The organism is Agrobacterium vitis (assembly GCF_037039395.1).
GTDB lineage: Bacteria > Pseudomonadota > Alphaproteobacteria > Rhizobiales > Rhizobiaceae > Allorhizobium > Allorhizobium vitis_E.
This window is the reverse complement of sequence record NZ_CP146242.1, coordinates 832406-858130: the sequence shown is the minus strand read 5'-3', so window position 1 is coordinate 858130 and position 25725 is coordinate 832406. Positions and strand designations below refer to the sequence as shown.

Here is a 25725-nt window from a genome sequence, read left to right as displayed (position 1 = left end):
ACCAGGGCCTTCGTATGAGGGCCTGCTACATCACTCAGTTGGCACCAACTCTGTCGCCGCCATCGCCTCCAGCCAGGCGAGATCCTCGACCAGAGTCGCACGGATAGCGGCATCCATGGCTTGCGCCCGAGCCAGCAGAGCCGCGCCAAAGGGTGTCAGGATAGCGCCGCCGCCGCTTTTGCCGCCATGGCGGGTGGCGATGGAGGGCTCCCTGAACATTCGGTTGATTTCATCGGCCAAAAGCCAGGCGCGGCGATAGGACATGCCCATGGCAACGCCCGCCGAGCGGATCGAGCCATGCTGGCCGATCAGCTGTAGCAATTGCACCTTGCCCGGCCCAAGCCGTGCGCCATTGGCCAGATCGATCCGAAACAGCACCTTGTCCGATGCCGGGTTTGGATTGTCGTGGGAAGGCACTGTGTCGGCCATCAGCCGGGCACCACTTTGCCCGGGTTCATGATGCCAGCGGGGTCGAAGGCCTGTTTGATGCGGGTCATCAGCGCGGTTTCGATGTCCGGTCTTGTCTGCGCCAGTTCCTGGCGTTTCAGCTGGCCGACCCCATGTTCGGCCGAAATCGAGCCGCCATGGGCGCGGACGATATCATGCACGACTTTATTGATCTCGCGCCAGCGGCCAATGAACTGCGCCTTGTCGGCGCCGATGGGCTGGCTGATGTTGTAATGGATATTGCCATCGCCCAGATGGCCGAACGCGCAGACCCGCGCACCCGGCATGGCGGCGAGCACCGCCTCTTTCGCTTCCCGCATGAAGGCGGGAACCCGGGCAATTGGCACCGAAACATCATGCTTGATTGAACCGCCTTCCGGCTTTTGCGCATCCGACATGCTTTCGCGCATGTGCCAGAGCGCCTTTTGCTGGGCGACCGAACCGGCGACCACGGCATCTTCGATCAGTCCCGCTTCAAAACCCTGTTCCAGCACCGTTTGCAGCATGGTTTTCGCCGTCTCCGCCGCATCGGAAGTGGAAATATCGATCAGCACATACCAATCATGCGCCGAGGTGAGCGGATCGCGGACGCCTGGAATATGGCGGCTGGTGAAGTCTATGCCGATGCGCGGGATCAGCTCGAAGCCGGTCAGCGCCGGGCCGCAGAGCGCGCTGGCCTTTTCAAACAGCGCCAAAGCTTCCACCGGCGATTTCAACCCGACGAAACCCACTTCATGGCCAAGCGGCTGCGGATAAAGCTTCAGCACGGCGCCGGTAATCACCCCGAGCGTGCCTTCCGCGCCGATAAACAGGTCGCGCAGGTCGTAGCCGCTATTGTCCTTTTTCAGCCGCCGCAAGCCATTCCAGATCTCGCCGGTCGGCAGCACGACTTCGAGGCCCAGGCACAGCTGGCGCATATTGCCATAGACCAGCACGGCGGTGCCGCCGGCATTGGTGGCGAGATTGCCGCCGATCCGGCAGGAGCCTTCCGAACCGAGCGACAGCGGAAACAGCCGGTTGACGTCTGCGGCTGCCTTCTGAATGTCGGCCAGAATGCAGCCCGCATCGGCGACGATCACATTGCCGACCGGATCGACCTCGCGCACCTTGTTCATCCGCTCCAACGACAGCAGGATATCGCTGGAATTATCGCGCGGCACCTGTCCGCCGACCAGGCCGGTGCCGCCACTGACCGGCACGATCGGGCTTTTCGTCTCGCTGGCCAGCGCCAGGATTTTCGAGACCTCTTCGGTCGAACCGGGCTTCAGCACCAGCGGGGAGGCGCCGTGGTAAAGGCCACGATTTTCGGTGAGATAGGGCGTGATATCAGCCTGAGCGGTCAGTGCATGGGCGGGGCCGACGATGGCGATGAAACGGTCGAGCAGGGCGGCGGAAAGGGGCATGTCAGTCATGGCGTCTCGTCCTTGTTATTCTCTCGCCGCAAACCATCATCGTGGCGCAGCGGCCCGCTCCAGCCGGTCATTGATTGCATCTCCCAGCCCATGGGTGGGAATGGCGGTGAAGGCAATGCGGGCAGCGCCGCTGGCATCGGCCCTTTTCATGAAGCTGAACAGATTGGCGGCGGCTTCAGTGAGGTCGCCGCTGGCACTCAAATTGAGCACGAGTGCCGCCTTTTCAAGCCCTTGCGGGACGGCAGAGCCAAAAGTGATCACCGCCTCATCGGCAATAACCGAGGTCACATTCAGCCGCACAGCAGCCTCCGGGGCATAATGGGAGGCCAACATGCCCGGCGCCTCGATGATCGCGCCTGCCTTTTGCGGGCGGATCACCCGCAATCCTGTCGCCTCTTCCACGGCCTCCACCGAAAGCCCACCGGGCCGCAGCAGCCGGATCTGGCCATCTTCCACCTTCAGGATGGTGGATTCAACCCCGACGCCCGCTGCCTCGGCATCGAGGATCAGCGGGATTTTTGCCCCTAGATCCTCCTCGACATGGGCAGCCGTGGTCGGGCTGATCTTGCCCGATGTATTGGCGCTTGGGGCGGCCAGCGGCTTGCCAAAGGCAGCAATCAGCGTGGCGGCAAAGCCCAGGGGCATGCGCAGGCCGACCGTGTCCAGCCCGGCAGTTGCCAGCGGATGAATGCCAGAATCTGGCGCAAGCGGCACGATCAGCGTCAGCGGCCCCGGCCAGAACCGCTCCGCCAATTGCCGCGACAAGGGATCGAAAATGCCGTAGTGCTCGGCCATGGCGAGATCGGCGACATGGCAGATCAGCGGATTGAACTGTGGGCGACCCTTGGTCTCGTAAATTCGAGCGATGGCCTGCGGATTGGTGGCATCCGCCGCCAGGCCATAGACGGTCTCGGTCGGCATGGCGATCACTTCGCCGGCCTCAAGCAGGGGCAAGGCGGCGCGGATGGCCGGTTCCGGGGATGTGATGACTGAGAGACGCTGTGCCATGCCTGCCTGATTGCCGCTGTTTCACCGGTGAAATAGCCTGACCCGGCCCCGGGAGCAAATGACTTTTATGAACGCGCTTCCATCTTGCAGGCTTGCTTTTCACTGTCTCTTCACCAATCCGTAAAATTTTAAATACAGCTGTAACCGAAAGAAAGAAGTGTCGCGCTACTCTGCGGGCAATCAATGATTCGATGTGGGGAAGCATCCGATGCAGCCTATGAAAAATCCGGCCTCCAGCATTGCGCTGCGTGTAGCGACAGCCATGCATCAGATGGGGATCGAGGGCCTGCCGCGCAATTACGAACTGGTCTATGAAGCCTATTCCGGCAGCAATCCGGATCTGGTGCGCGAGTTCATCGCGCTCGGCAAGGTCAAGACCCAGGATGCGCTGGACGCGCTCGGTCGCAAATACCTGCCCCACCATCATGAGGACGGACTTCTCGCCCGCCACAATAACAAGGTACGCGCCGAAATGAGCAGCTTCATCAGCCTGCTCAACCAGGAAAAACTGTCGCTGACCGATTATGGCCGGCTGATCGGTGATGCCACCAAGGGCATCCTGACCGACACCGATCTCGGCAATCCGGAACTGAGCCGCTCCATCCAGGCGCTGAAGGCCGCCACCGACCAGCGCGTTGCCGAAAACAGCAATGTCGTCAAAACCGTGGTGGAAAAGACCGAGCAGCTCGCCGATGTACAGCGCGAGGCCGATCAGGTGGAACAGGCGAAATTCGTCGATCCGCTGACCGGCATGGGCAGCCGCCGCGCCTTCAACAAAGCGCTGGCAAAAGTCTATGCCAATCCGGCTCTGCCGACGCTGTGCGGTCTGGCGGTCGGTGAAATCGACGATTTCGCCAAGCTCGCCGATCATCTTGGCCCGACGGTGACCGAGCGCTTCATCAAGCAGATTGCCAAGGTGGTGAAGGCCGTGGCCGGCAAGGACGACCTTGCCTGCCGCTTCGACGGCAGCCGTTTCGGCCTGTTGTTCTACACGTCAGACCAGGACGAAATCAGCCGCATCGTCAATGCGGTGCGCGTCAAGCTGAAGGCCACCGCCGTGGTCAATGCCGGTTCCAACGGCTCGCTTGCCGCGCTCACCATGTCTTTCGGCATCTGCCTCTCCGAACAGGCCCCCAATGCCTTCGACCTGATGACCTATTCCGAACGCGCCCTGACAGCCTCAAAATCCTCCGGTGGCGATACGGTGACGCTCTATGGCGTGACAGAAAACAGCTATGTGCCGAAGGATTGGCTGATCTACAAGCCGCATGTGGTGTGAGGAAGGTCGCTGACGCCTGAACGCGAACGGTATTGATTTTGGACTGAAAAGTGTGAACCGGTTCTCTGTACGGCACTGTAGCGCAAAGAACCTTTTCGCGACTGCATCGAGCCGCCGGTTTGCCCGCAGCGGCTCGATATCAACTCCAATTTGGGCCGCGTGCGTGACGACAATAATGGCACGTTCCCCTGAATGGCTTAGGCGGAAGTCTAGTCTTGACGTCGTCCCAGCCAGGATAGGCGGCTAAGATTGGGCACAAAGAGCAGTGGACAAGAGCATAAACAGCGCGGTGTTGCTGATCAACCAGGCGGATTTGCGCGTCGGTGCTCCTCCATAGAAAGCTTCACGGTTCTGAATGTTGAAGAGCAGTCAGCAGAAAGATGCCAAACCTGCACATCGCCTACAGCGCCGTGCGCCATATATGGCGCACAAAGGTTCGCTGTAGCGCTTTATATCTGCTGCATAATTTTCTCTTTAAACCGATTCCGGTTTAAAGAATTATGCAGTAGACCCAACGTTCGAGCCACCAGGAAAAAACTATCTGTTCGACCTTAGAGCTGTTGCTATAGGAAGCCTTGTGGCAGTGATCGCTGGTAATGCCCCACCTATGACGCCGATTGTAAGCCCTAGCGCTCCAGCGACGAACGCGACGTCGCTGGTAACCGCTAACTGAAACGCCATCCGAGCGTCATTCGCGCCGATCGTGCTGGCTTGCCATCCATTGAAGACCAGCCATGATATTGCCAGGCCGCATATCACACCGATTGCAGCAAGTAGAACGGCCTCAGTCCAGGTTCCGATGAATGCCGAGAAACGCGTAAAACCCAAAGCTCTAAAGGTTGCGATTTCCACCTTACGATCAGAAACAGAATTCATCATGGTGTTTAACGCACCTGCTGTGGCGCCGATTGCCATCAAGATTGCAAGAGGCCAGCCGAACAGCCGTATCAGGCTGGCTGTTCGGCCCGATTGCGCCGCATAAAGATCAGCTTCCGAAACAGCGATCAGCGGCGTTGTGGTTATTGTTGCGAGTTCGTTTTGAAGAGCTGGAAGAGATGTCGGGCTAAACAAGCGTAGTCGTAGACTTTGGACCTGTCCCTGACGATCAAACGCTGAACGAATTGCATCGAGGTCGGCCCATATTTCAGATTCAAAGGCGCTGCCTTGCGCGGAGAATTGCCCGACAACGGTCCAGTTGACCGTCCCGAGCCGAACCATATCACCCGTATGTAATCCCAACTCACGGGCAAAGCGATCACCAACGACAATCTCGCGCGCGCCGGATTTGAAAGGCCGCCCTGTAGACAGCGAAATATTATCACGGATCGACATTCCCGCCGCGTCCATGCCACGCAATGCGATTGTGCGTCCGACCGCAGCTTTGTCAGGCTTGACATCCACGGTCACCACAATCTCACGAGAGAGCATGAGCGCACCGTCGCTGCTGCGTGCGACACCTATATCGTTTATTTTGGCTTCCAGCGTGCGGATAACGGATGTTGGGATATCGGAGCCGGTCTCCTGATTGGTGCCGCCGCCCAGGACAGCCGCAACGGAAGGCGATCCTGCACTGCGCAGAGCTTTTTCGAAACCTCTTGCCATGGACAGAAAGCCGGCGAGGACACAAACGACCAGCGCGATTGAAAGGATCATCGAAAGGGAAATCGGCAGGCGCCGCGGCAAACTATAGAGATTTGCCCGCACCATCACCAGTGACTGCCTAAGGTTGAAAGTCATAACTTATCTTTCTCTGAAGGCTGCGATAACGGGGATTCTGAGTGCGTTAAAGCCCGGAAGTGCGCCGGTTGCCAATCCGAGGGCTGCGATCATCACCACAGACTTTGCAAGGATTGCCGTGGAAAATACCAGGCCGAGTGCCGGATCGCTCATAGCCACGGCCAGCTTTGCGAATAAAAGGCCGATACTTCCTCCGACCGCGAAAATGAATAATGTTTCCCCGAGGATCAGCAGCATGACCTGCATGCCGGAGAAGCCCAACGTTTTTAGCACGCCGATTTCAAACGTTCGCTCACGTACCGAAAACACCATCGTATTCACGGCGATCATCAGCAGGGTGACAAAAGCAGCACTCACGACGAGGTTGACGATGAGACCGACATCGGCATATTGGCGCAGGAACGCCTCGAGAAACTGCTTCTCCGATTGTGTGCGGGTGGGTGCTGCGGAGTTCGAAAACATCTCGTCTATACGCACCGCAAGTTCACTGGCCGAAGCATTTGCTTTGGGACGAACAACGAAAACATCGACCGTATCTTTATTATGCGCGCGCAATGCGTTTAAATAGTCATATTGAGCAAGTATAAAATATGTATCTGTGGCGGCGGTCTCGCCGTCGAAAATGCCTGCAATCGTGAAGGACCAGTCGCGGCTTCCATCTTGTTTGGCGATGTCGAAACTTGTGACCGTAATGGTCTGCCCGATCTGCCATCCCTGGGCTTCGGCAAGCGCCCGGCCAACAAGAACTCTGTTACGCTGCTGGCTGAGTCCGTTAACGAGTTCCTTCGTTAGCGCGAGCTCTTTACCATTTGTGTCGATGAGATGCTGTGGATCGACCGCACTAACGCTCATCACGTTTTTTTCGGTGACAACAAATCCTCGCAGGCGGATCATAAAGTTTAACGCTGAGACGTCCGGATCTGCGATGAGGCGGTTCATGTAAGACATCGGAAGCGGCTGGGTACGGCCAGCGGCACTCATAACACCCAGGATGTCGTCGCTTGCTCCCGATGCGCCTTGGCTGCCGTTCACGAAACTTGCCGTAAGGCCGTAAATAAGGAAAGCGACCGTTACATAGATAATGAGCAATATCGTTCGAAAAGGCTTGCGCAAGGCATTTTTTCTGGCCAGGTCAAAGAAGGTCATTGAGAAGCCCTCTGCTCTTCCATGAACGAACCCTTGTCCAGATGGAGAGTCCGTTTAGCATAGAGTGCCGCTTGGGGATCGTGGGTTACCATGACAATCGTTTTCCCGAACTCGCGGTTCAGAAAACGCAATATTTCGAGAACCTCATCGGCAGACTTTCGGTCCAGATCGCCGGTCGGTTCGTCGCACAGCAGTAACGCCGGATCGGCAACAATAGCTCGAGCGATGCCGACCCGTTGTTGCTGACCACCTGACATCAGCGTGGGATATTGCTTGGAGCGGTCTCCAAGGCCGACGAGTTCGAGCACTTTCTGCACGCGACTCCGCCGGTCTTTTGCCGACAAAGGCTTGAGTAGCAGCGGCAGTTCGATGTTCTCTGCGACACTCAGCATGGGTAACAGATTGTAAAATTGAAATACGATACCCATACCATTGGCGCGCCAAGACGCGCGCGCTGCCTCCCCCATTTGATCGAGGCGGCTTGTGCCTATTCGCAAAGAGCCGAAGTCAGGTCGTTCTATGCCCGCCAACATGTTGAGGAGGGTGGATTTACCAGAGCCTGACGGCCCCATGATCGCAACAAAATCTCCGCCGGGAATGTCAAGGTTGAGGTTTGAGAATATCGGGATGATCTCTCCACTGATTTTATACCCTTTTTTGACGTCACTGAGCGAAATGTAAGCTTCTTGATGACTCATTGGGATTTTTCTCCAGCGCTCTGAGCTAAGCGAATGCGCGCCGCCATGTTTGGCCGGATGCCGCCTGGCGGATCCCGAAGTTTGAGGCGCAAGGTAACAGTGCCTTTTTCAAGGGAGGCAACAGGCGCGATCCGCTGTATGTCCACAGCGAATGGCCGATCGGGAAGTCCGTCAAGCACCGCTTCTCCAGCGAGACCAATGGTAATCGCCCCTATATTGGTTTCTGCCACATCCGCATCGATCACCAGCGTCGTGGTGTCGGTAATCGCCAGAAGTTTTTGATTTTCACGCACACTATCCGAGCGGGAGAGAACCATATCGCCTGTATGAGCATTCAGTTCCGTAACCGTCCCGGAAATTGGCGCTCTCAACACGAAATCGTCAACTTTATCTTGCGCAATTTTAACGTCAAGATCGGCCTTGGCCAGCTTTTGCTGCGCCTGAGCAAGTGCATTCCTTGCGCTGTTATAGGTGGTGCTGGCGTGTAACAGGTCTTCCTTGGAAACAGCCTGTTTATCGGCAAGTGTCTCAGAACGCAGAAAATTGGCCTCTGCTTGGTTGAGTTCAATTCTCTTGGCTTCGAGTGTCAGGCGAGCAGAAATTTTGTCTGATTGTGCCTGCTCGAGTTCGAGGTGGCTGGTCGAGTCATCAAGAACGATAAGCGTCTGACCAGCCTCTACACGCTGGCCTATTTCTACGCTGACAGACCGAATCTGGCCTTCGTATTTTGAATAGACCGAGACAGCGTTTGAAGCCACGACATATCCGGAACCGGTTATTTCTCTGGCCGCAACAGGACTAGGCTTGACCGGTATGGATGAGGAAGCAGCACTCCTCGCCGCTTCCACGGCTAAAATTGGCTCTGACTTTTGGCTCAGCCATCGTTGCGACAATCCCTCTTTGACGCGCTTGATACCATCGGGCCAAATGAAGGTTCCAGCGCCTACGGCGCTGATCAGCAGTGCGATAAAACCAGCACCATATAAAAGGCGCCGCGACCTTTTGTCCGGCGACTCTTGCGTTTGAAGCGAGGGCTCAAGTGAAAGCGACTTGAGCGTCTCAAGGAGTTTTCGATCATTTTCTGGTATGATGTTCATAACGCCAGCATGGGGGAGCTGTTAAACGGCGCGACCCAAAACACAATCCAGAACGTACACAATCATGAAATAGGACCTTCTCGCGGAGGGCGCTCGCATTTGTTCGGTTGCGGCGCCATTCCAGAGGGGCATTTCAGTCGAGCGCCGAAATTCGCGCTTCAGCGTGAATTCACATCAAGGCCGTGGCGCTCCTCGCTGTCCAGTTTCGCGGTGCGCTAGGCGCTAGCGGCGCGTCAGGTGAACGCGCGACCCAGGACATGATCGACAGTACCCTGCGCCATATATGGCGCAGGGTACTGTAGGCCTCTTTGTTTTCGGTTGTCTTTTTGAGAAGACCGGTTTCCAATTTTTCCCGGCGAAACTCTATTCGCTCGCATATTTGCGGCTTGTTTCTTCTGTATCGCGATACGTCCCTTTCAAGGGGCATTCAGTTTGCTGCGCAACGCTCCCGCAGTAAATAACGCTATAAGTGCAAAATAATTTAGCATCTCCTGTTTTGGGTGCATTAAATTAAGAGATGCTTAAGTTAATGTTTCCAATATTGGGTTGTTGCAGGCGTATCTGCACGTTTTGAGAGTTTTATGAAATTGAGTGGTCTGCTTTATGACAATGCAGGCACCCTGTTGTCCGGATGGAATGATAGCCAACCCGCAACGGCAAATCGGCAAAGAGGCTCTATCGGCCTTGAACCATCATGTGCGTTTGATGATCCGTTTGGCTGGGGCCCAGCGGATATCTCTATGCTGTGATTTGTCTGATTTTGCGGGTCTTTCACACATAGCACCGTTCGTCTGCGGTCGCAGTCGCGGGGGGTAGCTTTTGTCATCATGGGTGGGGGCGGTCAGCCCTATACGGGGAGAGACAATGTCGTTTTTATCAAATATCACCATCGCAAAGAAGATCTACATTGCCTCAGGGCTTGGCGTTATCATGGTTGTGGGCATGGTTGCCAACCAGCAGTGGACGAACAGCACGATCAAGGCAGCGCAGGACATCGTTTTGCGTGAGCAGACAGTTCTTGACGGTATCTCGGCCAGCGAGAAAGCGTTTGTCGAAATGAAGAGCGGCGTGCGCAACATCATGCTCGCACCCACTGTCAAGGAGGTTGATGACGAGCTGGCCGCGGTGAATAAATCAGCCCTCAACGGTCAAAACAGTCTGAAAGAGGCGATGCGCGTTGCTGAAAATCCGAATGCGTTGCAGGCCATTTCGACAGGCCTTGGGGATTACGCAACGGCTTCCATCAAGATCAAGGATTTCGTCAAAGAGCAGCGGGCTCAACAAAGTCAGGACCTCATCGCGCTGACCGCCCGCCGTGACCAGTATACCAGACCGATCACCTCGAAACTCAACGAGTCCATTCAAAGCGCGGTTGCGGCATCCCGCAAAGTAACGACCGATGCCCGCAACTCTCTTCAAGCGACGGAAGCGCGCTCCGCGACGATCAACGGTACGATCCAGATTTTGATCGTGCTGGTGTTGATCGCTACGGCTTTCGTGCTGCGCAGCACCGTGGTTTTGCCAATCAAATTGCTGGTCGAGGCGATGCACCGGCTTTCATCCGGGGATACATCACGAGCCACGGATTTTGGGCCGCGGCGCGATGAAATCGGCCTGATGTGCGATGCCGTTGAGGTTTTCCGGGAGGATGCCGTGGCAAAGCGTCAGCTGGAAGCTGATGCGGAGGCGGGGCGGTTGCGCCTTGAGGAGCAGCGCAAGCAGGCTCAGTTGAAAGCCGAGGAAGATGCGCGGGAGCGCTTGATGATTGCAACCTCCGGCCTGGCCGCTGGCTTGAAGCGTCTGGCGGATGGCGATCTGACCATTGAGCTGCGCGATGCATTTTCCGAGGAGTTTGAAGGCCTTCGCCACGATTTCAATCAATCGGTGCGCACGCTTGGCCAGACCATGGGTGCCATCCTGGAATCGGTTTCCAATATCAACAATGGTTCCACCGAAATTGCCTCTGGGGCGGGTGATCTTTCAAAGCGCACCGAACAGCAGGCGGCTTCACTTGAGGAAACCTCCGCCGCTCTGGATGAAATCACGGTCAACGTCTCCAATTCTGCCAAGCGTACCCAGGAAGCCCGCGCTGTGGTGATCGAAGCCAATAAAGCGGCCCGTCAATCCGGCCAGGTGGTGGCGAGCGCAGTGGATGCCATGCAGCGCATCGAGGCATCCTCCAGCCAGATCTCCAACATTATCGGCGTGATCGACGAAATTGCCTTCCAGACCAACCTTCTGGCCCTGAACGCAGGCGTTGAAGCCGCCCGTGCAGGCGAGGCGGGCAAGGGCTTTGCGGTGGTGGCACAGGAAGTGCGCGAACTGGCGCAACGCTCGGCGCAGGCCGCCAAGGAAATCAAGGAACTGATCCGCAATTCCTCGGAGGAAGTGAGCAATGGTGTCACGCTCGTGCGTGATACCGGCAATGTCCTCAAAACCATTGAGGATTATGTATCGACCGCCAACGGCCATATGGATGCAATCGCCACCTCGGCGCAGGAACAATCCGTGGGCCTCACCCAGGTCAACAGCGCTGTCAACCATATGGACCAGATGACCCAGCAAAACGCCGCGATGGTTGAGGAAACCACCGCCGCCAGCGCCTCGCTGGCAGGCGAGGTCAACAAGCTTCGCCAATTGCTGGGCCAGTTCCAGATTGGCCGGAGTGCGGGGAGGTCTGGCATGTCCTACGCGGCGTGAGGGCTGTGTGAAGGGTGAAAACGTCGGGGCGTTTTTTTGATGCGATTATAATGCGAGGATGACGTCCCCCAAAATGGCACCAATTGACCCGCCATCCGATGCTATCGGGTTGGCGGGTCTTGCCGTTGCCGATCCCCTGCTGATAGTCGCAGGTCTCTCGATGCCTATCCTGCGGATCGTTACGGCGGCCGCAATCTCATGACCCCGTGTTTTGCAGTCTGACGAACAGCCGTGCAATCGCTACTATCCAAATCACCTCATGTCGCAATCCATATCTGCGATGTCGTAGGCCAAGACGGCGTGGGTGGCGCGCTTGTGGCTAGATGGTGAAAAGCTCAAATACTCTGAAAAATAATGGTTCTGAACCGCTAGATGGGTTAGAATCGAGTTTTGAAGGTATGGGCGGGTTATGAGGCATAGGTCGCGCTGTGCTGTCGCAGGTAGGCGGATGTGTCCCCTTTCTTTCGATGCTCCCGCGCCGGTTGGAAAACGAGGGTATCATGGATATTCACAGCACCGTTCTGCGCCAGCTGAAAAATCGCCGCGAAGGCTATAGTCTGGAGCAGCCCTTTTATATCGACAAAGATTACTTCAAGCTCGATATGGAGTTGATCTGGTATCGCGATTGGCTGTTCATGGGCCATGATTGCGAAATTCCGAGAGCTGGCAATTATTTTACCGTGCAGATCGGCGATTATCCTGTCGTCGTGGTGCGCGGGCGAGACGGGGTGATCCGTGCCTTCCACAATACCTGTCGCCATCGCGGCCACCGGGTCTGCACCCAGGAGCGTGGCGCGTCGGCAAAGCTCGTCTGTCCCTATCACCAGTGGACCTATGATCTCGATGGCTCGCTGGTGTTTGCCCGCCAGATGGGCGAGGATTTCGACAAGAGCCAGCATGGCATGAAGCCAGTCGCCTGCGAAACGGTTGGCGGCTATATCTTCGTCTGTCTTGCCGCAGAGCCGATGGATTTTTCCACCGTGCGCGGCATGGTCGAGCCTTATATCCTGCCGCATCGGTTGAAAGAGGCGAAAATCGCCCATCGCAATACCATTGTCGAAAAGGGCAATTGGAAGCTGGTCTGGGAAAACAACAGGGAATGCTACCATTGCGCCGGCAATCACCCGGAACTGTGCCGCACCTATCCGGAAGCGCCAAGCGCCACCGGCGTCCAGGGCGCAGGGGACGATCCTGTGATTACCGAGCACTGGCAGCGTTGCGAGGCCGCCGGTCTGCCCAGCACCTTTACCATGCACCAGAGCGGCCAGTTCCGCGTCGCCCGCATGCCGTTGGTTCAGGATGCCGAGAGCTATACGATGGACGGCAAACGGGCCGTCAAGCACCCGCTGTCGGATGATGTGACCATTTCTCATATCGGCACGATGCTGATGTTCCACTATCCGACCACCTGGAACCATCTTCTCGGCGACCACGCCATCACGTTCCGGGTGCTGCCGCTGAGCGCCGAGGAAACCGCCGTCACCACCACCTGGCTGGTGCATAAGGATGCGGTGGAAGGCGTGGATTACAATCTCCACGACCTGACCCATGTCTGGAACATGACCAACGATCAGGACCGCTCGATTGTCGAGGAAAATGCCTTCGGCATTCGGTCGCCCGCTTACGAGCCCGGTCCCTATTCGCCCGATCATGAAGGTGGTGTGATGCAGTTCGTCGAATGGTATGCCAATTTCATGGTCGACCGTCTGGACGGCGAAACAGCCTCGCGGAAATCTCCCCTGTCGGTCGTGGCCTGATCATGGCGGTGGATAAGATCTATCGGCATGTCGATGAGATGCGGCCCTGGTCGGACCGGGAGCATTTGCTGGAATGCGTGGCCTGGACGCCGGAAGCGCCTGACGTGATGACCTTCACGTTCAAGCCGGACCGGCCGGGCCATTGGTTCCGCTATCTGCCCGGCCAGTTCGTGACCCTGGAACTGCCGGTTGGACCGGAGCCTGTGATGCGTACCTACACGCTGTCCTCCAGCCCGTCGCGGCCCTATACGGTGGCTGTCACGGTCAAGGCGCAGAAGGACAGTATCGGCACCCGCTGGATGTTTGAAAACCTCAAGCCGGGCATGAAGATCAAGGCGTTTGGACCGCTCGGCGATTTTTCCTATGTGAAGCATCCAGGCGAGAAATATCTGTTCATCTCGGCGGGCTCCGGCATTACCCCGATGATGTCGATGACCCGTGACATGGCCGACCGCCAGCCCGATAGCGACATTGCCTTCATCCACTGCGCCCGCTCGCCTGATGACATCATTTTCCGCTGGGAACTGGAATATAAGGCCCGTTATCTGCCCTTCTTCCAGCTTGGTTTCATCGTTGAGCAATTGCAGCGCTCGCAGCTCTGGTCGGGCCTGCGCGGCTTTATCGACAAGGCGAAAATCGGCCTGTTGGCACCGGATTTTCTGGATCGCACGGTGTTTTGCTGCGGGCCTGAGCCGTTTATGGCGACGGTCAGGGAATCGCTGGCCGGTGCCGGGTTCGACATGAGCCGTTACCACGAGGAAACCTTCCAGCCGGTCGCCGCCGAGCCGATGGTCGTGGTGGCCGATCCCACGGGTGAGGTGAAGCCGCATAAGGTCGCCTTCACGCTGGCTGGCAAGGAAGCGCTGTGTGAGCCGGGATTTACCGTGCTGCAAGCCGCTCGCTCCATCGGCGTGCGCATCGGCGCTGCCTGCGAATCCGGTCTCTGTGGCACCTGCCGGGTGATGAAGTTGTCGGGCGACGTGGAAATGAACCACAATGGCGGCATTCTCGATGACGAAATCGAGGAAGGCTATATCCTCGCCTGCTGCTCCCGTCCGACAGGCGATGTCGAAATCGAGGTCTGATCCGAAGGATCAGACCTGGCTTGTCTTACAGTCTGTTCAAGAATTGCTGCTGGCCTGGCGAAAATGGTGATTTCGAGAACCGGAACGGAGCGTACTGAATGTACGTGAGTACAAGCATTTCAGAAAAAGTGCGAAGCGGTTTTTCGTTTGGAAATGCGATTGCATCATTCAAGCGCAGAAATTGCCATTTGCAGACGGCCAGCGGCGATTATTGGATAGACTGTCACATGCTGGCGATGATCTTGCGCAGTGCCGAGGTGCGCGCGCCCAAGAGCAGCACGTTTTTCAGCGCCACTTTCGGATCGCTGGTGCGAAACAGCAGGCCGTCTTCGCGGATCGAGCGATCCACGGTCATTTCGCGTTTGGCCTTGTCGGGTTTCAGCGCCACGGCAAAATACATCCGGCCATATTGCGGGGTGATCTTCTGGAAGAAACTGTCCTCGCCGCCGACCTCGGCATTGAAATTGGCGAAGTAGAAAGCCCATTTCACATCGGCATATTGGGCGAAATTCGACCGCGAGGCCGTGACATGACAGTAACCCAGATGCGGAATATCCTGAAGGGTCTGGTGAAACAGCAGTTTGGGAAAGCGGATGGATTTGTGAAAGCCGTTGATGCGCTGATGGGTGGTCTCTGCCGCCGCTTCCAGACGCTTGGCCGTGCGCTCGGCCACTTCCTCGTGGGTCAGATAGCGCTTTTCGTCGGCCAGCCAGTCGTCCTCGTCGCGGATGATCTTGCCGGTCCGCAGAAATTCGCTGTGGGCGGCCTTGGGCCGCTTGTTTTCCAGAGCCGTCGTTTTGGGGGCGGCATAATATCTCAGTTTGGACATCGAACGCACTCTCCACACAAAGGATGACGAGCTGCCGCATTGGCTGTCGTCCAAGTGAATGACCGATACACGTAAATTACCGGATGCTTGTTAAAAGAAACTTTCCCAAGCTTTAGGCCGGCTGCGTTTCGCGAGGCTTGTCTGGCCGCGGACAGGCGAGTGGCAGATGTATTAATCGCCGGTTCATCCGCACCTGATTAGGGTGGGGGCAATAAGGGCAAGTATTGCCGTTCCGTATCATGCGTCTAACAACTGTGATGAGGCGTGATCTGGACAGGCGAGCTTACCCTCCCTATCTCTATTGATCATATGGAGACGACGATCATGACCTTCATCAAGCGCGTTGCAGTGGCCGGTACGGCATTGGCTGTTCTGGCAACATCTTTTATATCCGCAGATGCCATGCCTCTGAACACTTTGCAGCCAGTGGCGCAATCTGCGGTGCCGGTGGAACAGGTTCAGTGGCGCGGCTATGACGATGGCTACCGCCCAGGCCCCGGCTATTACCGTGGCTACCGGGGTTACGATGGTCCGCGCCCCGGCTATCGCCGTCATCATGACGGACACTGGTACCCGCTGGCAGCCTTTGCCGCCGGTGCTCTGATTGGTGGCGCCATCGCCTCGCAGCCACGCCCGGCGCCTGTGGCACCTGCCTATAGCAATGGCGTCAATCCACGCCATTATGATTGGTGCGCTGGTCGCTACCGCAGCTACGATTCCTACAGCAATACGTTCGTGACCTATAGCGGCGTGCGCCAGCAGTGCTATTCGCCTTACTATTAAGCGAAATTCTTCAATGATAAAACGCCCGGTGCTGATTGCGCCGGGCGTTTTGCGTGTTCAGAGAATTCTGGCGCGTTTCAGGATAAACCAGGCGAGGAAGATCGACCCGAGGATGAAGGCAATCGCATAGGCCGATCCTTCCGGCCCGCTGGTAAAGGGTAGATGCGAGGTGTTCATTCCGAAAAAGCCTGTGACCAGCGAGGGCGGCAGCAAAAAGGCCGTCATCAGCGACAGGATGTAGAGGTGGCGGTTGGTCTCGGAAGAGAGCTTGCTGTCGATCTCTTCATGCAGCAGCCGGGCGCGCTCATGCAGCGCGTAGACATCGTGGTCGGCGGCTTCCAGCCGGTTGGTCAGGCGGCTCGCCACATCTTCAAAACCAGCGGGCATTTCATCCTCATCCACGGCATTGGCGCGCCGCATCATGCTGAGCATGCCGCGCAAATGGCGATGCAGCCGGACGATGACCCGGCGCAGCGGCGCAAGCTGGGTGCGTTCGTCACGCATGTCCTCATCGTAGACGACATCCTCAATGCGGTTGATCTCTTCCATCAGCTCCAGCACCAGCGCCATGATGCCGCGCTGAAACTCCGCCACCAGCACTTCATAGACCTGCATGGGTGAGGAAAATTTCGCTGGATTCTTCTCGATGGCGCCCCGCAGAATATCCACCGAGCGGATCGGTTGCAGCCTTGTGGTGATGATGAACCGGTCGGACAGCGCAAAGTGCAGCCAGCCAATGTCCCGGGTGGCGGCGGCAAATTCGCGCTGGAAATCCACCAGTGTGCCAAAGATCAACTGCTCATCCACTGAGAGCGCCGCGTGATGCTCGTGATTGATCAGGGCGGCGCGGGCCGCTTCGCTCAGGCCCGCAAACTGTTCGATAAAGCCTGGTACCCGCACATCGGCAAGGTTGAGGTGCAGCCAGAGAAACCCCTGTTCCGGCATCAGGCCCGTCAGTGTCGCATCCATCGGCAGGCGGGTCGCACGCTGGTGGCGGGCGTCGATATGATAGGCCCAAACCAGACCGGGAATAGGGGTGGTCGCTGTCAGCATGGATACCGAACTTCCTCGCATCACGTCTCATAGACTTCTGGCACTGCCGGGCAGCACTGGTGGCGGTCTACCCTATATGCTCCGATTGTGACGCCTGGATCAACTGTCGGGAATACCCGAATGCGCTTGCGATTTATTGACGTTTACGTAAAAATCAATTAGCTGGAGTGTCAGGAACTGTCCGGGTCGGGAGTGGCCCGCTGCAAGCCGGGATTTGGCGGAGGAGAATGCGATGTACAAGGCCCCCGTGGAGGAAATTGCCTTTACCCTGAAACAGGTTGCCGGCATGGCGCAGGCGTTGGAAGAGGGCCGGTTTGGCGATCTTTCCGAGGATTTGACCGATGCCATTCTGGAAGAGGCTGGCCGGTTTGCCGCCAACGAGATCGCGCCGCTGGCCGCAAATGGTGACCGGCAGGGCGCGAAACTGGTGGATGGCAAGGTACAATTGCCGGATGGTTGGGCCGATCTTTATCGCCGCTGGGCCGAAGGTGGTTGGAACGGGCTGGTGGCCGAGGAGCGCTATGGCGGCCAGGGCCTGCCGCATCTTCTTAATGTCGCGGCGCTGGAAATGTGGAATTCCGGCTCCATGGGCTTTGCACTGGGGCCGACCTTGACCATGGGCGCGGCCGAATCGCTGACGGCGCATGGCAGTGACGCGCTGAAGGAAAAATTCCTGCACCGGATCGTTTCCGGCGAGTGGATGGCGACCATGAATCTGACCGAGCCACATGCCGGTTCGGATCTGGGGGTGATGAAAACCCGCGCTGAGCGCCGCGATGACGGCAGCTACCGGATTTTCGGCCAGAAAATCTACATCACCTGGGGCGAGCACGAGGCGACCGGTAATATCATTCATCTGGTTCTGGCCCGGCTGCCGGATGCACCGGCGGGGACGCGCGGCATTTCTCTGTTTCTGGTGCCGAAATTCCTGGTGGGCGATGACGGGTCGCTGGGCGCCCGCAACGATCTCCATTGCCATTCGCTGGAGCATAAGCTCGGCATTCACGGCTCGCCGACCTGCACGATGATCTATGGCGATGGCAAGTTCGGCTCGGAGCCAGGCGCCATCGGCTATCTGATCGGCGAGGAAAACAAGGGCCTCGCCTGCATGTTCACGATGATGAACAATGCGCGGCTGGCCGTCGGCATGCAGGGCGTGGCGATTGCCGAAGCCGCCACCCAGCTTGCCACCGCCTATGCGAGAGAGCGCACCCAGGGCAAGGCACCGGGCTGGACCGGCGCGGGCATGAGCCCGATCATCGAGCATCCAGATGTGGCACGCACGCTTTTGACCATGAAGGCGCTGACCCAAGGGGCGCGGGCCATCTGCTATTCCTGCGCCCACGCCATCGACATGAGCCATCATAGCGAAGGCGATGAGGCCCGCCACTGGCAGGCGCGCGCTGCGTTTTTGACGCCGATTGCCAAGAGCTTTGCCACCGATATCGGCGTCGATGTCGCTTCCATGGGCATTCAGGTGCATGGCGGCATGGGCTTTATCGAAGAGACGGGCGCTGCCCGTCTGCTGCGCGACGCCCGCATCGCGCCCATCTATGAGGGTACCAACGGTATCCAGGCGATCGATCTCGTGGTGCGCAAGCTGCCGCTGACTGAGGGCGCGCATGTGCGAGGCTTCCTGAACGAGTTGAAAGCCCTTGCCGTGGCTGTTGACGCCAGCAACCGGCCCGGCTTCGGCGAAACGGCGACCCGGCTGCTTGCCTCGATCCGCGATCTCGAGGATGCGACAGAATACCTGCTGGCTCAACTTGCTGAAGGCGCGCAAGCCGAAACCCTTGCGGGCGCGACGCCCTATCTGCGCCTGTTCGGCCTGACCCTGACCGGCGCCTATCTGGCTAAAGGGGCCTTAGCCGAGGCGGAAGACAGCAAGCGCGTGGCGCTTTGCCGGTTCGTAGCGGAAAACCTGCTGGCTGAGAGCTTCGGCCTGAAACAGGCCGTGGTCGGCGGAGGGCCAAGCCTTGCCGCTGCCCGTACCGTGCTGGAGGCCTAAATCATGAGCGAGCATATCCTTGTCGAGCGGCCTGAAACCCATCCCGGCGTGCTGGTCATCCGCTTCAATCGGCCGGATAAGAAGAATGCCATTACCGAGGCAATGTATCACCGCATCACCGCCGCCCTGAATGAGGCGCAGGCCGATGACGCGGTGCGCGCTGTCGCTTTCCTTGGCACCGAAGGTTGTTTTACCGCAGGCAATGACATGGGTGATTTCCTGGCCTATGCCCTGTCTGACGGAAGTAAGCTTCCGGCTGCGGCCCTGGTGCTGCGGGCCTTGGTCGCGACGGAAAAGCCGCTGGTCTCCGGTGTCGATGGTCTGGCGATCGGCATTGGTACGACCCTCAACATGCATTGCGACCTGACGATTGCCTCCAGCCGCAGCCTGTTCAAGACGCCGTTCGTCGATCTGGCGCTGGTGCCGGAAGCGGCCTCCAGCCTGCTTGCACCGCTTGCCATGGGCCACCAGCGCGCCTTCGCGCTTCTGGCGCTGGGGGAAGGATTTTCAGCCGAGCAAGCGCGCGAGGCAGGTTTGATCTGGAAAGTGGTCGAGCCGGATGCGGTGGAGCGCGAAACCCTGGCGCTTGCCGCAAGCCTTGCCAAAAAACCGCCCCAGGCCCTGAAAATCGCCAGGGATCTGCTGCGCGGCGACCGAAGCCTCATTCTCGCCCGTCTGGACGAAGAACTGGCCCATTTTGCCGCGCAACTGAAAAGCGCCGAGGCGCGGGCTGCTTTCGAGGCATTTCTGGCGCGCAAGTGATTGTCGGGAAAAAATCCCGCATCAACGCATTTTCAATGACCTTCATATAAAAGGTCATCGCTACGGATGTGGGAAGGATAAAGACAATGCGTTTCGCAATGATGATCCCGGCAGTGACCATTCTGTTGCTGATGGCGACCAGCGCAGCCGTTCCGCAAGCCTCTGCCGATGACCGGCTTTACGGAACCCCTCTCGTCCAGCTTGCCCAGGCGCAGCCGGATACGATCAACCGCAACATTCCGCAGCAGGGCGGCCCACAGCAGGGCGGCAATATCCGTCCGCCGCGCTATGTCTGCATTATCAAGCCACCGGCCAGCGATGCGGGTGCGGGGCGGTATTCCTGCCCGGCCAGTCCGGGCCGGGTCGGGGAAAGCTGCCGCTGCGCCAATGCGGTTGGTAGCGGCAAGCTGCGGCAGTATTGATCTCAGGCCTTCGTCTCACAGTCTATCCAATAATCGCTGCCGGCCGTCTGCAAATGGCAATTTCTGCGCTTCCGGTACTCACGTACGTTAAGTACGCTCCGTTCCGGTTCTCGAAATCACCATTTTCGCCAGACCAGCCGCAATTCTTGAACAGACTGTCAGGCCTTCGTCAGGGCCACCACCACCTCGACATGCGGCGACCAGAGGAACTGGTCGATGGGCGTGACGGCGGTGATGCGGTAGCCGCCAGCCATCAGGATCGATAGGTCGCGGGCCAGTGTCAGCGCATTGCAGCTGACGGCGACGATGGTTTTCACCTGCGAGCGGGCAAGTTCCGCGCATTGTTCCTCGGCACCAGCCCGTGGTGGGTCAAAGACCACGGCGTCCAGCCCCTTCAGTTCCGAAACCATCAGCGGGCGGCGGAACAGGTCGCGCTTTTCGGCCTTGATCGGCTTCAGGCCCTTGGTGTTGCGGGCGGCCAAATCCAGGGCCTTCACTGCCTTTTCGTCGGATTCGACCGCAAGAACCTGGGCCTGGCGGGCCAGTCTCAGTGCAAATGTGCCGATCCCGCAAAACAGATCCGCCACCCGCTTGGCCTTGCCGACATGGTCGAGGACCAAGGCAGTCATGGCGTCTTCGGCCTGGCGGGTTGCCTGGGTAAATGTGCCGGGCGGCATGGCGACCAGCGCCCCGCCGAAATCCAGCATCGGCTTATGCGGTTCGATGACGATTTCGCCATTGACGGACACGCGGGCCACGCCGCGCATTTTCAACACGACTTCGGTAATCGCCCGACGTTCGCGGTCCGGCAGGCCGCCCCGCACGCCGTCAAGCGACACGTCCAGCCCGGTGGTGGTTTCCGTCACCGTCATGCGGAAATGATCCGATCCGGTGGCAATCGCCGCTCCAATGGCGCGCAGGTCATCCAGCCGGGCGAGAATGCCCGCGGATGTGACGGGACATTCCTCCAATTCGACGATATGGCGGGATGCGGCCTGGTTGAAGCCGATCAACAGGCCCTTTTCCCGCTTGCGGGCTGTAAACACCAGCCGCCGCCGTTCGCCTGGGAAGGCCTCGACCAAAGGGTTTACCTCGGTCTCGATGCCCTTGGATTTCAGCGCTGCGATCAGTGTCGAACGCTTGAATTCATTATAGGCAGATTTTTCCATGTGCTGGAGCGAACAGCCGCCGCAGGTTCCGCCGACCCCGTCAGGGCCGAAATGCCGACAGACCGGCTCGATCCGCTCCGGCGAGGCAGAAGCAATCGACATGATCGTGCCCTGGTCCTTGACACGGGCGATAGCCACCCGCTCGCCGGGCAGGGAAAACGGCACATAGACCGGGCCGTCCGCACCATTGGCAATGCCATCGCCCTGGGCGCCGAGGCTGTTGATCGTCAGGGTTTCGGTGCTCATTCTGCATCCTCAGGCTGTTCTTCAGGCTTTCGCCCTGCCAGCAGGAATTCCACATTGCCATCGCCACCGGCAATCGGCGAGGGGATCAGGCCAAGGCTTGTCCAGCCCATGTCTTCGCTCAACCAGCGTTCCAGCTCGGCGGCCACCAGCGGTGCGGTTTCCGGTTCCTTCAGGAGGCCTGCCTTGCTGATGGCCTCACGGCCCGCCTCAAATTGGGGCTTGACCAACAGCAGGCAATGGCTGCCCGGCTCGGCCATTTCCAGCGCTGGCACCAGGGCCAGTTTCAGCGAAATGAAAGAGACGTCGGAGACCAGGAAGGTAAACTCCTGATTGCCGATATCCTCCGGCTCCAGATAGCGGGCATTCAGCCCTTCGATATTGGTGGTGCGGGGATCGCTTTCCAGCCGGGGATGAAACTGTTCATGGCCGACATCAATGGCAATCACATGGGCCGCGCCGCGATGCAGCAGCACTTCGGTAAAGCCACCGGTGGAGGCACCGACGTCGAGACAGACATGGTCCTTGGGGTCGAGCTTGAAGTGATCGAGGCCAGCCACCAGCTTCAGCGCGGCGCGCGACACATAGTCCTGGGCCGGATCGTCGATTTCGATCGTCACATCAGGGGAGAAGGTCAGGCTCGGCTTTGTCACTATGCGGCCATTCACCTTGACGCCGCCACGCTGCACGGCGTCGCGGGCGCGCGAGCGGCTGGCGAAAAGATTGAGAGCAACCAGCAACTGGTCGAGACGTTGGGGTTCCGACGATTGAAGGTTTGGCGATTGAAGGTTTGGCGATTGGGTCATGCCCCCGTCAATGACGGTTTCCGGGGCGACTTGCAAGCCTCTTGCCCTTGAGGCCGGGCCGCATCCGCCAACGGTTGCGATTTCTAGGTTCCATCAGAGCAAAACTGCGGCAACCGGATAAGAGCAGGACGCAGGATCTATACTTTCGGACAGGTATTTTTGACACTCATCAAATCCATAGAGGCCTGTTGTCCAGAATTGATCATCAAATGTGTAGATGTGCTTATTCACGGTACAGGTGTAACGCTTTTTTAGACCGGCTGCGGCAATATTCGCCTCGAATGAAAGCCACTCTTCAGGGACTGAGACGCTTCGTGTCTGGTTACCGGGCTTTCATATGGCGCGCGGCAATCGCCGCCGCCCAAATGCAGTGAGAATAGGAAGCAGGCCCCCATGTCTTTTCAGGATTTGTCCCTCAGCAAAAAACTCTACCTGACCTTCGTCGCGATCATGGCGGGGTGCTTCATTGCTTCTGCCGTGGTGTTTCTCCAGGGCCGGCAGGTCAAGGCGGCGCTTGAGGAACACGCCCAGATCGAACAGGTCGGTTATGCGCTGGATTTGACGCTCCAGGCGATGCTGGAAGAAGCCGTCAATCAACGAGGCTATCTGCTGCTGGGGTCCGACAGCACCTATAAGGCCGTTTTCGACAGCCGCGATAAAATGCTGAAATCCATGGACGAGGCCCGCACTGCCGCTGCCGGTCATCAGGCCGTTCTATCCATGCTGGACGATATCAAGACGGCGGCCGACAGATTTCACACGCAATTGGTCTTGCCGCAACTGGAAGCCCGCAAGAGCGGGAAGACGGTGGAGGAAATCACCCGTCTCTATGCGTCGAAAGGCGAACTGGATGCGTTCCGCGATGCTTCCGCCAAGGCAAAGGCCGCAGTTGTGGCGATGGGCAACGAGCAACGGGAAATCCAGCGCGATGCGCAGTCGCGTCTTGAGTTGGCGCTGCTGGCCGGTTGTGCGCTGGCCGGTGGCTTGGCGGTCCTGCTGATCTGGCTTCTGGCGCGCTCCATCGTCAACCCGATCACCGGTATGACTGTCGCGATGAGCAAGCTGGCCTCCGGCGACCACGGCGTCGATGTTCCCGCCATTAACAGGGGCGATGAGGTTGGCCGGATGGCAAAGGCCGTTTTGGTTTTCAAGGATGCGGCGATTGAAAAACTGCGTCTGACCCAGGAAGCCGACACCATGCGTCGCCGCTCCGAAGATGAGCAGCAGGCTGCCCACGCCCAGAAGCAGCAGGAATCCGACGAGATTTCCTTCGTTGTCGTGCAATTGGCCGAAGGGCTTTCGGCGCTCGCCAACGGCAATGTCGCCCATCGCCTCACCATGCCCTTTGTCGAGCGGCTGGATGGGTTGCGGGTGAATTTCAACGAATCCCTTGCCAAGTTGCAGGCCGCATTGAAAACGGTGGGCGCCAATGCCCAGGCGATCAACGCCGGGGCGGCGGAAATTCGCGCCTCGGCAGACGATCTCGCCAAGCGGACCGAACAGCAGGCGGCCTCTGTGGAAGAAACCGCAGCCGCTCTCGAGCAGGTAACCCGCACCGTGAAAGACAGCGCACGCCGCGCCGAAGATGTCGGCCAGTTGGTGGCCTCCACCCGCACCGGTGCCGAGCGCTCCGGCCAAGTGGTGAGAAACGCCGTGGCCGCCATGACCCAGATCGAGAAATCCTCCGGCGAAATAGGCAATATCATCGGCGTCATCGAGGATATTGCCTTCCAGACCAATCTCCTGGCGCTCAATGCCGGTGTGGAAGCGGCCCGCGCCGGCGATGCAGGCAAGGGATTTGCCGTGGTGGCCCAGGAAGTGCGGGCCTTGGCCGAGCGCTCCGCCAATGCCGCCAAGGAAATCAAGGTGCTGATCAGTGCGTCCTCCACCCAGGTTGGGGCAGGGGTGTCGCTGGTCGGCGAGACGGGCCGCGAACTGGAACAGATCGTTACGGCGGTCCAGCAGATCAGCGAAAACGTTGCCGCCATCGTCACCGCTTCGCGGGAGCAATCGACTGGCCTCTCGGAGATCAACACGGCCGTTACCGACATGGACAAGGGCACACAGCAAAACGCCGCCATGGTGGAAGAGCAGACCGCAGCCAGCCATACGCTCGCCTCGGAAGCCGATGCGCTGATGGATCTGTTGCGACAGTTCAAGTTGGAAAACGGTGCTGAAACGGCCAGAAGCGCCTCTTTGGCACATGGTTCTCACACCCACGCCACTCACCACCGTGCGATGGCGTCCTGATACCTGGTCATCATAGCGCCCTTGCATCCTGTCGGCTGTAGGGCACTGTTATCGTGATGAATGCCAACTGCCATGAACAATGGCGGTTGGCATTTTCGTGTAAAGACACACTCTATTTATGCATTTTGAATATTTGAAATCTATTGGTGTTTTTAAGGTTGAGATGCATGCGCATGTTCACCCGCCTGGCATTCTGATTACCTGCACAAGCAATGCGCTGTGGCCGTTGATCCGCGGCTCATCACCGATCTGCTGATTGGGTAGAGGTGCCGATTGGGGAGAGGTGGAGGCGAGCTGCATCATCTCCATGGCATCGTTTATCGAGAGTTCGTCATTCCCTTGTCTGTTTGCCTTATAATTTTACAAAATAACTTTGATCAAAGAAATTGAGCAGTATGATTTTATGTAGTTTCCAAAAATTGATAATCTTGAAAATATTGATCCGCGAACATCTGAAAATACCCAAGGATTTCCCATTGATTTTTACGGGAATATTCATCGCGTGCGAATCTTTTTTCGCGCCTTTGAGTGTATTGGCGCGCTAATGAAAAATATAAATTCAATTTTAACATATAGATTTTTTTATTTTCTGATTTTATAAAATTTTATTTGGAGTATTGAAATAAACAAAATGGTTTTATTAATATAAGTATTATGTAAATTTGTTGTTTGTGGCAATATTTATGAATATAATCTTAAATATAGTTTATCATATTCCGCATTAAGGGGAATTTTTTAAATATAGATAAAATGATAATTTTAGTTATTGGATCAATTCCAAGAAATTATAATAAATTTTAAAATATAAACCCAAAAAAGGACGAATATTTCTAATTTATTATGATATTTTTAATGTGAATATAATATAGATGCAACCATCGAATAGAAGCACAACTAAAATGTCGTGTCTCGGCTCATATTGTATATTCGCTATCGTGAATAAGAGATCTGCGTCCATTGGTTGTATTTCGTAATAGTAGCGGCTGACCTCCTGGTAGAATCTGTTCTTGGGAGTTCACATTATTCAGAGCAGA

20 protein-coding genes are annotated in these 25725 nt (G+C 57.5%); 9 read left to right on the top strand and 11 right to left on the bottom strand.

The annotated features are described in order from the left end of the window. Positions 1–30: 30 nt before the first annotated feature. From V6582_RS06710 to V6582_RS06700, 3 genes are read right to left on the bottom strand one after another with little or no spacing between them, the layout of a single operon-like run. Positions 31–429: a winged helix-turn-helix domain-containing protein gene (locus V6582_RS06710; protein ID WP_156632929.1), complete on the bottom strand. Its 399-nt coding sequence runs from the start codon at positions 427–429 to the stop codon at positions 31–33. Further along, the gene (locus V6582_RS06705) at positions 429–1859 is read right to left on the bottom strand and encodes an FAD-binding oxidoreductase (protein WP_156632928.1); all 1431 of its coding nucleotides are present in this window, start codon (positions 1857–1859) and stop codon (positions 429–431) included. Before V6582_RS06705 ends, V6582_RS06710 begins: the two co-directional genes overlap by 1 nt. A gap of 36 nt (positions 1860–1895) precedes the next feature. Beyond that, entirely contained in the window at positions 1896–2867 is a 972-nt protein-coding gene (locus V6582_RS06700; protein ID WP_156632927.1) for an L-threonylcarbamoyladenylate synthase, read from the bottom strand. Positions 2868–3075: 208 nt separating this feature from the next. On the opposite strand from V6582_RS06700, the gene V6582_RS06695 reads away from it, so the two are divergent. Further along, entirely contained in the window at positions 3076–4146 is a 1071-nt protein-coding gene (locus V6582_RS06695) for a GGDEF domain-containing protein (RefSeq protein ID WP_060719128.1), read from the top strand. A gap of 537 nt (positions 4147–4683) precedes the next feature. Here V6582_RS06695 and V6582_RS06690 read toward each other — a convergent pair. The 4 genes from V6582_RS06690 to V6582_RS06675 are packed head-to-tail and all read right to left on the bottom strand — an operon-like array spanning position 4684 to position 8824. After that, positions 4684–5883 (bottom strand): ABC transporter permease, encoded by a 1200-nt coding sequence (locus V6582_RS06690; protein WP_156632926.1) that lies wholly within the window; start codon positions 5881–5883, stop codon positions 4684–4686. A 3-nt stretch (positions 5884–5886) separates the two neighbouring features. After that, positions 5887–7029 carry an ABC transporter permease gene (locus tag V6582_RS06685; RefSeq protein WP_156632925.1) on the bottom strand — a complete coding sequence of 381 codons (1143 nt, stop codon included), beginning with the start codon at positions 7027–7029 and terminating at the stop codon, positions 5887–5889. Then, positions 7026–7727, bottom strand: a complete 702-nt coding sequence (locus tag V6582_RS06680; protein ID WP_156632924.1) for an ABC transporter ATP-binding protein — start codon at positions 7725–7727, stop codon at positions 7026–7028. The genes V6582_RS06685 and V6582_RS06680 overlap by 4 nt, the downstream gene beginning before the upstream one ends. After that, the gene (locus tag V6582_RS06675) at positions 7724–8824 is read right to left on the bottom strand and encodes an efflux RND transporter periplasmic adaptor subunit (protein ID WP_156632923.1); all 1101 of its coding nucleotides are present in this window, start codon (positions 8822–8824) and stop codon (positions 7724–7726) included. Before V6582_RS06675 ends, V6582_RS06680 begins: the two co-directional genes overlap by 4 nt. Positions 8825–9688: 864 nt before the next feature. On the opposite strand from V6582_RS06675, the gene V6582_RS06670 reads away from it, so the two are divergent. From V6582_RS06670 to V6582_RS06660, 3 genes are all read left to right on the top strand, one after another. Next, entirely contained in the window at positions 9689–11524 is a 1836-nt protein-coding gene (locus V6582_RS06670; RefSeq protein ID WP_156632922.1) for a methyl-accepting chemotaxis protein, read from the top strand. A gap of 500 nt (positions 11525–12024) precedes the next feature. Then, complete coding sequence (locus tag V6582_RS06665; RefSeq protein ID WP_156632921.1) at positions 12025–13281, top strand: aromatic ring-hydroxylating oxygenase subunit alpha; 1257 nt, start codon at positions 12025–12027, stop codon at positions 13279–13281. 2 nt (positions 13282–13283) lie between these two features. Further along, positions 13284–14366: a 2Fe-2S iron-sulfur cluster-binding protein gene (locus V6582_RS06660; protein ID WP_156632920.1), complete on the top strand. Its 1083-nt coding sequence runs from the start codon at positions 13284–13286 to the stop codon at positions 14364–14366. Positions 14367–14589: 223 nt separating this feature from the next. On the opposite strand, the gene V6582_RS06655 is transcribed toward V6582_RS06660, so the two are convergent. Next, positions 14590–15195 carry a DUF6656 family protein gene (locus V6582_RS06655; RefSeq protein ID WP_156632919.1) on the bottom strand — a complete coding sequence of 202 codons (606 nt, stop codon included), beginning with the start codon at positions 15193–15195 and terminating at the stop codon, positions 14590–14592. A 324-nt stretch (positions 15196–15519) separates the two neighbouring features. Here V6582_RS06655 and V6582_RS06650 point away from each other — a divergent pair, with 324 nt between their 5' ends. Then, positions 15520–15978 (top strand): BA14K family protein, encoded by a 459-nt coding sequence (locus V6582_RS06650; RefSeq protein ID WP_156632918.1) that lies wholly within the window; start codon positions 15520–15522, stop codon positions 15976–15978. A gap of 57 nt (positions 15979–16035) precedes the next feature. Here the strand turns inward: V6582_RS06650 and V6582_RS06645 are convergent, their stop codons facing one another. After that, positions 16036–17031: a transporter gene (locus V6582_RS06645; protein ID WP_156632917.1), complete on the bottom strand. Its 996-nt coding sequence runs from the start codon at positions 17029–17031 to the stop codon at positions 16036–16038. Positions 17032–17263: 232 nt separating this feature from the next. Between V6582_RS06645 and V6582_RS06640 the strand changes: the two genes are divergently transcribed. The 3 genes from V6582_RS06640 (at position 17264) to V6582_RS06630 (ending at position 20223) form a co-directional block, all read left to right on the top strand. Next, the gene (locus V6582_RS06640; RefSeq protein ID WP_156632916.1) at positions 17264–19039 is read left to right on the top strand and encodes an acyl-CoA dehydrogenase; all 1776 of its coding nucleotides are present in this window, start codon (positions 17264–17266) and stop codon (positions 19037–19039) included. A gap of 3 nt (positions 19040–19042) precedes the next feature. After that, positions 19043–19801, top strand: a complete 759-nt coding sequence (locus V6582_RS06635; protein ID WP_156632915.1) for a crotonase/enoyl-CoA hydratase family protein — start codon at positions 19043–19045, stop codon at positions 19799–19801. Positions 19802–19887: 86 nt separating this feature from the next. Next, positions 19888–20223: a hypothetical protein gene (locus tag V6582_RS06630; protein ID WP_156632914.1), complete on the top strand. Its 336-nt coding sequence runs from the start codon at positions 19888–19890 to the stop codon at positions 20221–20223. Between the two features lie 158 nt (positions 20224–20381). Here the strand turns inward: V6582_RS06630 and V6582_RS06625 are convergent, their stop codons facing one another. After that, positions 20382–21638, bottom strand: coding sequence for a class I SAM-dependent RNA methyltransferase (locus V6582_RS06625; protein ID WP_156632913.1), 1257 nt, complete (start codon positions 21636–21638; stop codon positions 20382–20384). Further along, positions 21635–22441 carry a TlyA family RNA methyltransferase gene (locus V6582_RS06620; RefSeq protein WP_156632912.1) on the bottom strand — a complete coding sequence of 269 codons (807 nt, stop codon included), beginning with the start codon at positions 22439–22441 and terminating at the stop codon, positions 21635–21637. The genes V6582_RS06625 and V6582_RS06620 overlap by 4 nt, the downstream gene beginning before the upstream one ends. Before the next feature lie 393 nt (positions 22442–22834). Here V6582_RS06620 and V6582_RS06615 point away from each other — a divergent pair, with 393 nt between their 5' ends. Beyond that, positions 22835–24691, top strand: a complete 1857-nt coding sequence (locus tag V6582_RS06615; RefSeq protein WP_234889766.1) for a methyl-accepting chemotaxis protein — start codon at positions 22835–22837, stop codon at positions 24689–24691. The last annotated feature ends 1034 nt before the right edge of the window (positions 24692–25725 follow it).